Raw genomic sequence first — 12,699 nt, forward strand, 5'->3', positions numbered from 1 at the left:
CAGCCATTATCCCATTTTTGCCGCGAAGGCCCGGCAATCGCGCCGGTCAAGCCGATGCCGCGCGGGGCTCGCCGACGATCGCGATCGATTGGCGATAAAATCGCACGTCGAGCGTCGCTCGCGTTTTTCCACCTTTTCCCGCCCATTCCATGACCGACTCCGTTCTGCTCGACCCCTCCGCCCTCGACCGCCCGAGCGGCCGCCGCGCGAACCAGTTGCGCGACGTGCGCATCACGCGCCACTACACGAAGCACGCGGAAGGCTCGGTGCTCGTCGAATTCGGCGACACCAAGGTGATCTGCACCGCGAGCATCGCCGAGCGCGTGCCCGAGTTCCTGCGCGGCCGCGATCAGGGCTGGCTCACGGCGGAATACGGCATGCTGCCGCGCGCCACGCACACGCGCAGCGACCGCGAAGCCGCGCGCGGCAAGCAGACCGGCCGCACGCAGGAAATCCAGCGGCTGATCGGGCGCGCGCTGCGCTCCGTGTTCGATCTCAACAAGCTCGGCGCGCGCACGCTGCACATCGACTGCGACGTGATCCAGGCCGACGGCGGCACGCGCACCGCGAGCATCACCGGCGCGTTCGTCGCGGCGCACGACGCGGTGTCGAAACTGCTGGCGTCGGGCCGCATCGCGGAATCGCCGGTCAACGATTTCGTCGCGGCCATTTCGGTCGGCGTGTACGCGGGCACGCCGGTGCTCGACCTCGACTATGACGAAGACTCGCAGTGCGACACCGACATGAACGTCGTGATGACGGGCGCGGGCGGTTTCGTCGAAGTGCAGGGAACGGCCGAAGGCGTGCCCTTCACGCGCGCCGAAATGAACAAGCTGCTCGATCTCGCGCAAAGCGGCATCGCCACGCTGATCGCGAAGCAAAAGGTCGCGCTGGAGTTGATCGGTGCCTGAAGTCAATGAACTGAAGCGGGTCGTCCTCGCCTCGAACAATGCGGGCAAGCTGCGCGAGTTCGCGTCGCTGTTGAGCGCGGCCGGCATCGAACTGATCGCGCAGGGCGAACTGGGCGTGCCGGAAGCGGAAGAGCCGCACGTGACGTTCGTCGAGAACGCGCTCGCGAAGGCGCGTCATGCGTCGAAGCTGACGGGCCTGCCCGCGCTCGCCGACGACTCCGGCCTCTGCGTGCACGCGCTGCGCGGCGCGCCCGGCGTGTATTCGGCGCGCTTCGCGCAGCTCGCGGGCGGCGAAAAAAGCGACGCGGCGAACAACGCGCGCCTCGTCGCCGAACTGGCGGGCAACGCGGATCGACGTGCGTACTATTTCTGCGTGCTCGTGCTGGTGCGTCACGCCGACGACCCCGAGCCGTTGATCGCCGAAGGCCGCTGGCATGGCGAAGTCATCGACGCGCCGCGCGGCGCGCACGGCTTCGGCTACGATCCGCACTTCTTCCTGCCGACGCTGGATGCGACCGCCGCGGAACTCGAACCCGCGCGCAAGAACGCGGTGAGCCATCGCGCGATCGCACTCAACGCACTGCTCGGCCGCCTGAAGGAACTCGCGTGAGCACGGGTCCGCAAGCCATCAATGTCGTGAAGGCGTTCACGTCGCCGGGGAGCATCCGGCTGACGTCGCTGCCGCCGCTGTCGCTTTACGTCCACTTTCCGTGGTGCGTGCGCAAGTGTCCGTATTGCGATTTCAACTCACACGAGTGGAAAGGCGATTCGTTTCCCGAAGACCGCTATCTCGACGCGCTGCGCGCCGACCTCGAACGCGCACTGCCGCTCGTGTGGGGCCGGCAGGTGCATACGATCTTCATCGGCGGCGGCACGCCGAGTCTTTTGTCCGCGAAAGGGCTCGACCGGCTGCTGTCGGATGCGCGCGCCCTCCTTCCGCTCGACGCCGACGCCGAAATCACGCTCGAAGCGAATCCCGGCACCTTCGAAACGGCGAAGTTCGCGCAGTTTCGCGCAAGCGGCGTGAACCGGCTCTCGGTGGGCATCCAGAGCTTCAACGCGCTGCATCTGAAGGCGCTCGGGCGCATCCACGATTCGACGCAGGCGCACAAGGCCGTCGAAATCGCGGCGCGTCACTTCGACAACTTCAATCTCGACCTGATGTTCGCGCTGCCGCAGCAGTCGCTCAACGAATGCCGAAGCGATATCGAAACCGCGATCGGCTTCGCGCCGCCGCATCTGTCGCTGTACCACCTGACGCTCGAACCGAACACGCTGTTCGCGAAGTTCCCGCCGCAAGTCCCCGACGACGACGCCTCCGCCGACATGCAGGAGTGGATTCACGAGCGCACGCGCGCGGCGGGCTATGAGCGCTATGAAGTGTCGGCGTATGCGAAGCCGCATCGACAGAGCCGCCACAACCTGAACTATTGGCGCTTCGGCGACTATCTCGGCATCGGCGCGGGCGCGCATACGAAGCTGTCGTTCCCGCAAAAGATCGTGCGCCAGGCGCGCTACAAGCACCCCGCGACGTACATGGACGAAGCGCTCGCCGGCGCGCCCATCCAGGAAGAACGCGAAGTCGGCCCGCATGATCTGCCGTTCGAATTCATGCTGAACACGCTGAGGCTCGTCGAGGGATTCCCGGTGCATGCGTTCGTCGAGCGCACCGGCCTCGCGATGTCGACGATCGAACCCGCGCTCGTCGAAGCCGAGCGGCGCGGCCTGATTCATCGCGACTTCGAGCGCATCGCGCCGACCGAACTCGGGCAGCGCTTCCTCAACGACCTCCAGGAACTCTTCCTGAAGGACAGCCGAACGTGAGCGCGCCGAGCACGCTGCCCGGCCCGATCATGCGTCATCGTCCGTTCGCGCTGTTCTGGAGCGCGCGCGTGATGTCGTCGGTGGCATTCCAGATGATGTCGGTCGCGATCGGCTGGCAGATCTACTCGATCACGCATAGCGCCTACGCGCTCGGGCTCGTCGGGCTCGCGCAGTTCGTGCCGATGTGTGTGCTGACGCTGGTCGTCGGCCATGTCGCGGATCGGTATGACCGGCGCACGATCGCGTTCGTCTGCCAGTTCTTGCAAGGGCTCGCAGCGTTGACGCTGTGCGTCGGCGCGTGGCACGGCTTGCAGAGTCCCGCGCTGATCTACGCCATCGCGACGATCACCGGCGCGGCCCGCGCCTTCGAATCGCCTTCGATGGCCGCGCTCTTGCCCAACCTCGTGCCGCGCACGCAGTTGCAGCACGCGACCGCGTGGTCGACGTCCGCGAACCAGACCGCGCAGATTCTCGGGCCGGCGATGGGCGGCCTGCTATACGGGCTCGGCGCGTCGAGCGTGTACGGACTGGTCGCGTGCGCGTTCGTGGCGGCGGCGGCGTTCGTGGCGTCGATTCGCATCGACGAGGCCGTGCGCATGCGCGCGCCGCTGTCCTTCGAGTCGCTCTTCTCGGGCATCGCGTTCATTCGACAGAAACCGGTGATCCTTGGCGCGTTGTCGCTCGATCTGTTCGCTGTGCTGCTCGGCGGCGCGACCGCGCTCCTGCCGGTCTTCGCGCACGATATTCTGCACGCCGGACCGTGGGCGCTCGGCGTGATGCGCGCGGCGCCGGCGGCCGGCGCGCTTGCCGGGGCGATCTGGCTCGCGCATTTTCCGCTGAAGCAGCGCGCGGGGACGGCGCTCTTCGGCGGGGTGATCGCGTTCGGTATCGCGACGGTTCTGTTCGGGCTGTCGCGCAATCTGGTTGTGTCGCTGGTCGCGCTGGCGGCGCTTGGGGCGTCGGATGTGATCAGCGTCGTCGTGCGGACGTCGCTCGTGCAGTTGCAGACGCCCGACGAAATGCGCGGACGCGTCGGCGCGATCAATTCGCTCTTCATCGGCACGTCGAATCAGCTCGGCGAGTTCGAATCGGGGATGACGGCGGGATTGTTCGGCGCGGTGCCGGCGGTGCTGATCGGCGGGATCGGGACGATCGCCATCGCGCTCTTGTGGATGCGGCTTTTTCCCGCGTTGAGGGCGACGCGGTCGCTGGAGGGATAAGCGTTCGTCGAGCAGGCGAGTTGCGCTACAATACCCGCCTTCTGGAGGTGTGGCCGAGCGGTTTAAGGCACCGGTCTTGAAAACCGGCGAAGGAGCGATCCTTCCGTGAGTTCGAATCTCACCGCCTCCGCCAGAATCCATTCGAGCGCATCAAGCCGCTCGACCCGTCTCGTCGTTCATCCCCGCTCCGTATTCCAAGTACGCGCATCGCAGCGCCATGGCGGCGTCGGACGCTGCTTTTCAGCCTGGCGAAATTGACGCATCGTGAACGCCGTTGCCTGATCCCACTCAAACGCCTTCGATCACAACACCCGGAGACCGCCATGAGACTCCCCGCCATCGCGCTCGGCCTGCTCGCCCTGTCCGCCCTCGCCCTCGCCCACGCGGACGAATCCGCCAGCCAATGGCGCTTCACGGAAACCACGCTGTTCGATCTGATCCAGAACAACTACACCATCATCGCGGTCACGAGCGGCACAACGCGCAGCGGAGCATCCGCGGAAGACACGTTCTTCCTCCAGAAGACCAATAGCGTATTCAAGTGCTTCGAGTCCCGCGACGCCAACGCGGGCGCAAAGCGCGCCACAGGCGCCGTCGAGTGCTACGAGCTGACCAAGCCCGGCGCGACCGCACCGGCCAAGTAACAGACGCGGCAGCGCGAACTTGCGTCCGCGCTGCGCCAATGAAGCTCAGTTATCGTCGGAGCGCACCGGCGGTCGTTCATGCGGATCGGGCTCCGCTTTGTCGGCGTCCGGTTTGCCGGCCTCGGTGCCGGGTGACGCCTGGGGCGCCGGCTCGGGCGCCGGCTGATTCGGCCGGGCAGGTTGCCCCGCCGGTTGCGTAGTGGAGGCTGTGGGCATCGCGTTCTCCCTCTGGCTGGGGACGTCCCCCGCTACCAAGTTAGCACCGAACGCATCGGCCAACACGCGCGAATATCAGCCGACGTCCGGTTCGCCCTCGCCGGACTTCTTGCCGGGCGTGTCGTTCGGCCCTTGCTTTCTCGCGTCGTCGTCGCGCTCGGGCAGCTTGCTCTTCTCGTTGTCGCTGTGTTCGGCGGGCTGTGCGTCGCCGGCCTGCTCCGTATCATTCGTCATGGTTCTCCTCCTCTTCCGATGGATGACGCAACCCTCAGCAAGCGGCGGGCCCGCCCGGCGCTTGGCGTCCTTCTTCGCTTTTGGCTACCATGAAAGTATCGCGAACAGCCGGGCGGCCGCCATGATGGCATCGATCAAACCCTGCGCCACCTACGCGCATACCGTGCTCGCGGCGGTCGGCGTAATCGCGATCGTCGCCTTCGCGGGCTGCACGATCACCCCGCCGCCGAAATCGGTCGAAAGCCGTCCGCCGGCGGCCGTTGCCAGCGGCACTCTCGATCAGTACAAGGCGCGCGTCGCCCAGCGCATCTTCGAACGCAATCCGTCGCTCGTGCTCAAGGGCACGCCGCAGGCGATGCTGCGCTCGTTCGTCGTCGTCACCTTTACGGTCGATCGCGGCGGGCGCGTCGTGGAGTCGTCGGTCTATCGCACGAATGGCGACGACGAAGCCGAAGCCACCGCGCTCGCCTCGCTGCGTCGCTCGTCGCCACTGCCCGCGCCGCCGCCGCGTCTGCTCAACGGCAACGGCACGCTGGAACTGTTCGAAGGCTGGATGTTCAACGACAACGGTCAATTCCAGTTGCAGACCTCGCACTCGCCGCAGGCGACGACCATCGACTGATGCGTGTCCCGCCACGCTCGGTTGCCCCGGCCCGCGCACGGTCGTTATAATTTTCGATACCCTCCGCCGGATACCCCTCCGGCACGGCCTTCGCCGCTTGCCGATCCGCATGCGGCGCGAAGCCCGACCAACGGCCCGCGCATTACGCATGTCGCGGCGCCCGGAACGCAGGCGCGTCGTTCTTCGGCGCGCCTTCTCGTCATACGCGTATCGCACCGATGCACCGCAAACAAGACCGCGGCCCAGCGGCAATCCCCCAGCACAACGACTACGGAGACTCCATGTCCTTAGCATCGCTTTCCGCCGCCGAGCCCAACGACGGAAAAAACAGCGCATCGCGCGTGATTTTCGCGAGCTTCATCGGCACCGCCATCGAGTTCTACGATTTCTACGTCTACGCGACCGCCGCCGCGCTCGTCATCGGCCCGGTGTTCTTTCCGCACGGCGATCCGGCCGCGCAGGCGCTCTCGGCGTTCGTGACGTTCGGCATCGCGTTCGTCGCGCGGCCGATCGGCTCGTTCATCTTCGGCCACTTCGGCGACCGCATCGGACGCAAGTCGACGCTCGTCGCCTCGCTCCTCGTGATGGGCGTCTCGACGACGCTGATCGGCTTCGTCCCCGGTTACGATTCCATCGGCGCCGCGGCGCCCGTGCTGCTGTGCATCCTGCGCTTCGGGCAGGGCATCGGCCTCGGCGGCGAATGGGGCGGCGCCGCGCTCCTCGCGACCGAATACGCGCCGCCCGGCAAGCGCGGCTGGTTCGGCATGTTCCCGCAACTGGGGCCGTCGATCGGCTTTCTCGCGTCGAACGGTCTTTTCTTCGGTCTCGCGCTTTCGCTCTCGGACGAGCAATTCCGCAGTTGGGGCTGGCGTGTGCCGTTCATCGTGAGCGCGGTGCTCGTCGCGCTCGGGCTGTACGTGCGCCTGAAGATCGCGGAGACGCCCGCGTTTCGCGCGGCCGTCGAACGCCACGAGCGCGTGCGCGTGCCGATCGCGACGCTCTTCGGCCGATACCTCGCGCCGACGCTCCTCGGCGCGCTCGCGATGGTCGTCTGCTATACGCTCTTCTATATCTCGACGGTCTTTTCGCTGTCGTATGGCGTATCGACCTTGCACTTCTCGCGCGAGAAATTCCTCGGTCTGCTCTGCTTCGCGGTCATCTTCATGGCAATCGCGACGCCGATCTCCGCGCGCGCCAGCGACCGCTTCGGACGCCGGCCGGTGCTGATCGTCGGCTGCATCGCGGCGATCCTGTCGGGCTTCACGATGGCGCCGCTTCTCGGCAGCGGCAACACGTTCGCCGTGGCGCTTTTCCTCACGCTCGAACTGTTCCTGATGGGCGTGACGTTCGCCCCGATGGGCGCGCTCTTGCCCGAACTCTTCCCGACGAACGTGCGCTACACCGGCGCGGGCGTCGCCTACAACCTCGGGGGGATTCTGGGCGCGTCCGTGGCGCCGTACATCGCGCAACTGCTCGCGAACCGCGGCGGGCTCGCGTGGGTCGGTGGCTATGTGTCGGTCGCGGCGGCGGTGAGTCTCGTCGGCGTGCTGTGCATGCGCGAGACGCGCGACATCCGTCTCAGCTGAGCGCGCGACGACGTGCGGCGCCGCGGCGTCAGCCGTCGCGCCGGTTGGTCACGTGCGCGGGCACGGGCCGCTGCGGGCCGGCCTTGGGAACGGCCACGCGGCGCAGATCCTTGCGATCGCGCCAGAACCGCGCGAGCAGCATCAGACTGCCGATGGCGAGTGCATCGGCGCCGAGCCCCGCGAGCCACGCGAAGTGGCCGGACGGAATCACGCGCAGGGCCGTGTCGAGCGCGAGCGACACGCCCGTTCCCGCGATGAAGCACACGAGCCCCTGCGTGCCGATCGTCACGACGCCCGGCAGGCTGCGCGCGAGCGAGCCGATCCAGCCGGCATGCACGGCGCGTGCGACGACCCATGCGAACGCGGCGAAGCTCACGATGCGCAGCGACGCCAGGTTCTGTTTCATGTATCCCGGCGGCGGCGCGCTTTCGATGAAAAGCTTGGCACACGCGAACCCGAGCACGACCCCGATCGCAATGCGCGTGATCCAGCGCGCCGTCGCGCTCGCGTGGAATTCATCGCTGATCGGCTGGGTTCGGCCGAGGATGCCCGCGACGAACATCAGCTGCCAGGCGAACGGATTGAATGACCAGCCGTCGGCGTAGTTGGAAGGCAGGATGGGCGCGAGCTGGGTGGCGAACAGCCAGATGCCGAGGCTGCCGAACAGGACGAGCACGGGCTTTCTCGCCGCGAGCGGCACGACGACGGGCACAGCCAGCGCAAACAAGGCATACATCGGCAATACCGCCGACAAATACGGCTGATTGCGCAGCATCGCAATACCGGCAATAAGTTCGAGCGGCCTTTCGAGAAACACGGGCCACTCGGTATATTCGACCATCGGCGAATCGATGCGAAGCCACATCAGAAGCGCACCGGCTACGAGCATCAATGCCGCGGTAAAGAGATAGGCGCGATATATCTCCAGACTTCGCTTGAAAAAGCGCCGCCGCGCGGCTGATCCGCTGCGTCGCGATTCGAGCGCGGTATAGGCCGCCGCCGAAGCATAACCGCCGAGGAATACGAAAACCTCGGCGGAATCGCAGAACGCGTATTTATGCAGTGTGAAATTGGAAACCACGCTTCCCGATATGTGATCGACAGCGATGACGAGCAGGACAATTCCTCGAAAGAAATCGACTTCCAGTGAGCGCCCTGTCAGTGATGTCATCGGTGAAGGCTCCGGGTCCGCCAGCCCGCGCTCCAGAGAGGACCGCCAGGTTTGTACGGGTTTGTACGAAGCTAGGGGAAAAGATTCCCCGAATCAAGATTTATTTGATTGCGTCCTGAACAAAGGTCGCGAGTATGGCGGGGAAATGGCTTTTTTGTCGGATTTGCGTCCGGCAGGCGCGCGCATATACTGAAATTAATCGGCGGGATAATACGGGACTGCCGCGAACGCTCGTCAAGGAGCCGGGAAATGCGCATTCATCTGGAAAGCTCGCATCTCGTCGCGATTATTGCCATTGCATTGTTTACGGCCTTGATGCTTGCCATCCGGTTTCGACCGAAAAGCTGGCGCGGCGTACTTTGCGAAGCGCTGATCGCAAATCTCGGTGCAATTGCCGCCGTGGTTGCTTTCGAAATTCTGACGGCATGAATTAGTCCAGGTTCGCGATTTAATTCAAGTCGCTTTCAATCGCTGTGCCAAGGTCTACCGCGCGATTTCCGGCGGGACGCCACCGCCGCGCGCACACCGAACGCCCTTCGTTTTTGAGATGGCTCGTTATAATCGACGCTTTTGCCGGCGGCCATCAGCATGATTCGCGCGCTTCGCTCCCTTCCGATCGTCACCATCCGGCGCGCACGCAGCATCTGGCGCCGGTATGGCATTTTCTGGCTCGGCGCGATCGCGGTCGGCCTCGTCGCGGTGCTCTACGCGCGCCTGATCGACTGGGGTTACAGCCAGTTTCTCCACGTCCAGCGCGAACATGTCTGGCTGCCGCTCATCGTGACGCCCGCCGTCTCCGCGCTGTGCGTCTGGCTCACGCGCAAGTTCTTCCGCGGCGCCGAAGGCAGCGGCATTCCACAGGTCATCGCCGTGCTCAACGGGCCGACCTCGGCGCTGGGCGCCCGCCTGCTCACCTTCCGCATACTCATCGGCAAGATCGCCGTCTCGTTCCTCGCGATTCTCGGCGGCTTCACGATCGGCCGCGAAGGGCCGACCGTGCAGGTCGGCGCCGTGCTGATGTTCAACCTGCGCCGCCTCTATCCGCGCTCCAGTTCGGTCATCGAGCGGCAACTCGTGCTCGCGGGCGCGGCGGCGGGTTTGTCGGCGGCGTTCAACACGCCGCTCGCGGGCATCGTCTTCGCAATCGAGGAGCTCACGCGCAGCTTCTCCGTGCGCACGAGCGGCGTGCTGATCACGGGCATCATCCTCGCCGGTATCGTCGCGCTCGGGCTGAACGGCAACTACACGTACTTCGGCACGATCGACATCGGCCAGCACTTCCCCGATCTGCTCGCGGTCGCCATCGTGCTGACGGCGGTCGTCACGGGCATCGCGGGCGGCGTGTTCTGCTGGCTGCTGCTCAACACCGCGAAGTGGATTCCGGCGCCGCTGCGCCGGCTGCATACGTCGCAGCCGGTCGCATTCGCGGCGCTGTGCGGGCTGGTGATCGCGGCGGTCGGCATCGTGTCGGGCGGCACGACGTTCGGCAGCGGTTACGAGGAAGCGCGCGGCCTGCTCGAAGGACACACGCAGTTGTCGATGTTCTATCCGCTGCTCAAGTTCGTCTCGATGATCGGTTCGTATCTGCCGGGCATTCCGGGCGGCATCTTTGCACCGTCGCTGTCGATCGGCGCGGGCTTCGGCAACGTGCTGCACATGATCTTCGAGGACATGCAGTTGCAGATGCTAATCGCGCTCGCTATGGTCGGCTATCTGGCGGCAGTCACGCAGTCGCCGATCACCGCGTTCGTGATCGTGATGGAGATGGTGAACGGTCACGCGCTCGTGATCTCGCTGATGGCGACGGCGCTGATTTCGAGCCGCGTCTCGGCGTTTTTCGCGCCGCCGCTCTACGAGGCGCTTTCCGAGCGCTACATGGGACACATGCCGCAGCCCGCGCCCGCGCCTTCGCCCGAAGTGCCCGAGCCGCTCGTGGAGGAAGAAGACGAGAACGAGGCGCCGCGGAAATGAACCGCGCGATCCCGCACGTGCCCCGCACGCGCGGACGGCGTGTTCAGCCGACACCGGCTGCGTAACGAGCCGGCCGAACGTTCAACGCGACGTCGACGAAAGACCAGACGATTCCAGACACCCTCGCGCAAACGTTGACGCAAAAAAGCAAAAAGCCAGGATCGCCCGATCCTGGCTCATCTTTTCCCGACGCCCTTCCCGCGCGCGCCACGCGCCGGGCGAAAGCGCCTTAACGTTTCAGGCCTGCGGAATTTCGATCTTCACTTCCAGCACTTCGAGATCGTCCTGACGTTCGAGGCTCACGCGGATGTCGTCGTTGGAAATCTTCACGTACTTGGAAATCACGGCAACGAGTTCCCGTTGCAACGCCGGCAGATAATCGGCGGCGGCTTTGCCACCCGCGCGTTCGTGCGCAATGATCAACTGCAGGCGTTCCTTCGCCACCGAAGCGGACTTCTTTTTCTCGCCCAGCAAAAACGAAAGAATCGACATTGCGTCCCCTTACTTGGTGCCGAAGATGCGTTGCAGCAGACCTGGCTTCTGATAGTCGATGAAACGCAGCGCCTTTTCCTCGCCGAGGAAACGCGACACGATGTCCTTGTACGACTCGGCGACGTCGGTACCATCGAGATGCACGGCGGGCAGACCCTGGTTCGACGCATGCAGCACCGCTTCCGATTCCGGAATCACGCCGATCAGCTCGATGCGCAGGATCTCCTGAATGTCGTTGAGCGACAGCATTTCGCCTTCGCTCACGCGCTTCGGGTTGTAGCGCGTGATCAGCAGATGCTCCTTGATGGGTTCCTTCCCCTCGATCGCACGCTTGGTCTTCGACGACAGAATGCCGAGAATGCGGTCCGAATCCCGCACCGACGACACTTCCGGATTCGTCACGATCAACGCTTCGTCGGCGAAATGCATCGCGAGCAGCGCGCCCGATTCGATGCCGGCCGGCGAATCGCACACGATGTACTCGAAGTCCATCGCGATGAGGTCGTTGATCACCTTTTCCACGCCCTCCATCGTGAGCGCGTCCTTGTCACGGGTTTGGGACGCCGGCAGGACGAAAAGGTTCTCGCATTTCTTGTCCTTGATGAGCGCCTGGTTCAGGTTCGCCTCACCCTGGATCACGTTGATCAGGTCGTACACCACGCGCCGCTCGCAGCCCATGATGAGATCGAGATTGCGCAGACCGACGTCGAAGTCGATCACGGCCGTCTTGTGGCCGCGCAATGCGAGCCCCGATGCGAAGCTCGCGCTGGTAGTCGTCTTGCCGACGCCGCCCTTCCCCGATGTCACCACAATGATTTTTGCCATACATGTACCTTGTGTTCGTCAAATAAGTCCGGCTGGCGGTTCGTCGAGCGTGCGCCGTTCGTTCGGGGCGCGCGTTCGTCTCAATGAATCAGGTGAGCCGCAGCGGTTCGATCATCAGTTTTTCTTCGTCGAGCCAGATTTGCACCGACTTGCCGAGCACGTCGGCGGGCAACGGGTTCTCGGTCGTCCGGTAGATTCCCGCGATCGAGATGAGTTCCGGTTCGAGACAGGTGCAGAAGATCCGCGCGTCGTTGTTGCCGTGCACGCCCGCGAGCGCGCGCCCGCGCAACGGCGCATAGATGTGAATGTTGCCTTCCGCGATCAATTCCGCGCCGTAGGACACGAGCCCCAGCACGACCAGATCGCCCTTCGCGTACACCTGCTGGCCGGAGCGCAGCGGACGGTCGATGATCGTCGTCGGCGACGGTGCCGCGGGCGGCGGTGTCTTCGCGACGGCCGCTTCGATCACGGCTGCGGCATCGGTGTTCGCGCTCGCCGCGCCTTCCGAAGGCTTCGGTGCGCCACGCCGGTCGCGTGCTTCGAGAAGCGGCAGGCCGCCGCCCGACGCCCATTCGGCCGCCCACGCCTGCGCGGGCAGCGCGACGACGCCGATCGGCCGCATGCGCACGCTTGCAAGCAACTGCGCGAGTTCGCCGAGCGCGATGCGCTCGGTCGCCGACGTTTCGGCGAGACGGCGCACGTCGATCGCGACGACGTCGCCCGCGAAAAACTCGGGAGTCGCTTCGAAGCGCCGCGTGAGTTCGGTGCGCAGCGCGTCGAGGTCGGTGGTCTTGACGACGAAGAGAAGCGTGTCGACGGAGCCGCTGCGCAGTTCAAAAAAGGGCGTTTTGTTGAGCGACATAGGAGCGGCCAAAAATTTTGCGTATTTTACAGGCGCGCGCGCGCTCAGCCATCTTTTTCGAGACTGGTTTGCGCGATATTGGCCGGCGGCGGAGTGCCGCGGATGGCGGCGCCCCACGAAT

At 65.1% G+C, this 12,699-nt stretch carries 14 protein-coding genes and 1 tRNA gene; 10 read left to right on the plus strand and 5 right to left on the minus strand.

The genetic code is table 11. The features are described from left to right. Positions 1–149: 149 nt before the first annotated feature. The 6 genes from rph to AWB66_RS13260 all read left to right on the plus strand — a co-directional run bounded on the left by rph (position 150) and on the right by AWB66_RS13260 (position 4,599). Complete coding sequence (gene rph, locus AWB66_RS13235; RefSeq protein ID WP_087630744.1) at positions 150–911, plus strand: ribonuclease PH; 762 nt, start codon at positions 150–152, stop codon at positions 909–911. Next, complete coding sequence (rdgB, locus tag AWB66_RS13240; protein ID WP_087630745.1) at positions 904–1,521, plus strand: RdgB/HAM1 family non-canonical purine NTP pyrophosphatase; 618 nt, start codon at positions 904–906, stop codon at positions 1,519–1,521. The genes rph and rdgB overlap by 8 nt, the downstream gene beginning before the upstream one ends. Further along, complete coding sequence (hemW, locus tag AWB66_RS13245) at positions 1,518–2,735, plus strand: radical SAM family heme chaperone HemW (protein WP_087630746.1); 1,218 nt, start codon at positions 1,518–1,520, stop codon at positions 2,733–2,735. Before rdgB ends, hemW begins: the two co-directional genes overlap by 4 nt. 29 nt (positions 2,736–2,764) lie before the next feature. Beyond that, positions 2,765–3,955: an MFS transporter gene (locus AWB66_RS13250; RefSeq protein WP_200818988.1), complete on the plus strand. Its 1,191-nt coding sequence runs from the start codon at positions 2,765–2,767 to the stop codon at positions 3,953–3,955. Between the two features lie 43 nt (positions 3,956–3,998). Beyond that, positions 3,999–4,088: transfer RNA gene (locus tag AWB66_RS13255), tRNA-Ser, on the plus strand. 190 nt (positions 4,089–4,278) lie between these two features. After that, the gene (locus tag AWB66_RS13260) at positions 4,279–4,599 is read left to right on the plus strand and encodes a hypothetical protein (RefSeq protein WP_087630748.1); all 321 of its coding nucleotides are present in this window, start codon (positions 4,279–4,281) and stop codon (positions 4,597–4,599) included. A gap of 291 nt (positions 4,600–4,890) precedes the next feature. On the opposite strand, the gene AWB66_RS34035 is transcribed toward AWB66_RS13260, so the two are convergent. Beyond that, entirely contained in the window at positions 4,891–5,049 is a 159-nt protein-coding gene (locus tag AWB66_RS34035; RefSeq protein ID WP_200818984.1) for a hypothetical protein, read from the minus strand. Between the two features lie 121 nt (positions 5,050–5,170). On the opposite strand from AWB66_RS34035, the gene AWB66_RS13265 reads away from it, so the two are divergent. Continuing rightward, entirely contained in the window at positions 5,171–5,671 is a 501-nt protein-coding gene (locus tag AWB66_RS13265) for a TonB family protein (protein WP_407642281.1), read from the plus strand. Positions 5,672–5,952: 281 nt separating this feature from the next. Further along, entirely contained in the window at positions 5,953–7,257 is a 1,305-nt protein-coding gene (locus AWB66_RS13270; protein ID WP_087630749.1) for an MFS transporter, read from the plus strand. 28 nt (positions 7,258–7,285) lie between these two features. Here the strand turns inward: AWB66_RS13270 and AWB66_RS13275 are convergent, their stop codons facing one another. Further along, positions 7,286–8,428, minus strand: a complete 1,143-nt coding sequence (locus tag AWB66_RS13275; protein WP_087630750.1) for an OpgC domain-containing protein — start codon at positions 8,426–8,428, stop codon at positions 7,286–7,288. A gap of 249 nt (positions 8,429–8,677) precedes the next feature. Between AWB66_RS13275 and AWB66_RS13280 the strand changes: the two genes are divergently transcribed. Together AWB66_RS13280 and AWB66_RS13285 are read left to right on the plus strand one after the other, a co-directional pair. Next, positions 8,678–8,857: a hypothetical protein gene (locus AWB66_RS13280; protein WP_087630751.1), complete on the plus strand. Its 180-nt coding sequence runs from the start codon at positions 8,678–8,680 to the stop codon at positions 8,855–8,857. 159 nt (positions 8,858–9,016) lie between these two features. Then, the gene (locus AWB66_RS13285) at positions 9,017–10,399 is read left to right on the plus strand and encodes a chloride channel protein (RefSeq protein WP_087630943.1); all 1,383 of its coding nucleotides are present in this window, start codon (positions 9,017–9,019) and stop codon (positions 10,397–10,399) included. A gap of 237 nt (positions 10,400–10,636) precedes the next feature. Here AWB66_RS13285 and minE read toward each other — a convergent pair whose 3' ends face one another. The 3 genes from minE to minC all read right to left on the minus strand — a co-directional run bounded on the left by minE (position 10,637) and on the right by minC (position 12,578). Continuing rightward, positions 10,637–10,891, minus strand: a complete 255-nt coding sequence (gene minE, locus AWB66_RS13290) for a cell division topological specificity factor MinE (RefSeq protein WP_035926261.1) — start codon at positions 10,889–10,891, stop codon at positions 10,637–10,639. Positions 10,892–10,900: 9 nt separating this feature from the next. Further along, positions 10,901–11,716 (minus strand): septum site-determining protein MinD, encoded by an 816-nt coding sequence (minD, locus tag AWB66_RS13295; RefSeq protein ID WP_087630752.1) that lies wholly within the window; start codon positions 11,714–11,716, stop codon positions 10,901–10,903. 88 nt (positions 11,717–11,804) lie between these two features. Beyond that, positions 11,805–12,578, minus strand: a complete 774-nt coding sequence (gene minC / locus AWB66_RS13300; protein ID WP_087630753.1) for a septum site-determining protein MinC — start codon at positions 12,576–12,578, stop codon at positions 11,805–11,807. Positions 12,579–12,699 lie beyond the last annotated feature (121 nt).

Source organism: Caballeronia telluris (assembly GCF_001544495.1).
In the GTDB taxonomy this organism is placed as follows: domain Bacteria; phylum Pseudomonadota; class Gammaproteobacteria; order Burkholderiales; family Burkholderiaceae; genus Caballeronia; species Caballeronia telluris.

What these genes read in the sequence shown, in the direction of transcription:
- rph (WP_087630744.1), top strand. Translation starts at nt 150, where the DNA reads ATGACCGACTCCGTTCTGCTCGACCCCTCCGCCCTCGACCGCCCGAGC.
- AWB66_RS13250 (WP_200818988.1), top strand. Translation starts at nt 2,765, where the DNA reads ATGCGTCATCGTCCGTTCGCGCTGTTCTGGAGCGCGCGCGTGATGTCG.
- AWB66_RS13260 (WP_087630748.1), top strand. Translation starts at nt 4,279, where the DNA reads ATGAGACTCCCCGCCATCGCGCTCGGCCTGCTCGCCCTGTCCGCCCTC.
- AWB66_RS34035 (WP_200818984.1), bottom strand. Translation starts at nt 5,049, where the DNA reads ATGACGAATGATACGGAGCAGGCCGGCGACGCACAGCCCGCCGAACAC.
- AWB66_RS13265 (WP_407642281.1), top strand. Translation starts at nt 5,171, where the DNA reads ATGATGGCATCGATCAAACCCTGCGCCACCTACGCGCATACCGTGCTC.
- AWB66_RS13270 (WP_087630749.1), top strand. Translation starts at nt 5,953, where the DNA reads ATGTCCTTAGCATCGCTTTCCGCCGCCGAGCCCAACGACGGAAAAAAC.
- AWB66_RS13275 (WP_087630750.1), bottom strand. Translation starts at nt 8,428, where the DNA reads ATGACATCACTGACAGGGCGCTCACTGGAAGTCGATTTCTTTCGAGGA.
- AWB66_RS13280 (WP_087630751.1), top strand. Translation starts at nt 8,678, where the DNA reads ATGCGCATTCATCTGGAAAGCTCGCATCTCGTCGCGATTATTGCCATT.
- AWB66_RS13285 (WP_087630943.1), top strand. Translation starts at nt 9,017, where the DNA reads ATGATTCGCGCGCTTCGCTCCCTTCCGATCGTCACCATCCGGCGCGCA.
- minE (WP_035926261.1), bottom strand. Translation starts at nt 10,891, where the DNA reads ATGTCGATTCTTTCGTTTTTGCTGGGCGAGAAAAAGAAGTCCGCTTCG.
- minD (WP_087630752.1), bottom strand. Translation starts at nt 11,716, where the DNA reads ATGGCAAAAATCATTGTGGTGACATCGGGGAAGGGCGGCGTCGGCAAG.
- minC (WP_087630753.1), bottom strand. Translation starts at nt 12,578, where the DNA reads ATGTCGCTCAACAAAACGCCCTTTTTTGAACTGCGCAGCGGCTCCGTC.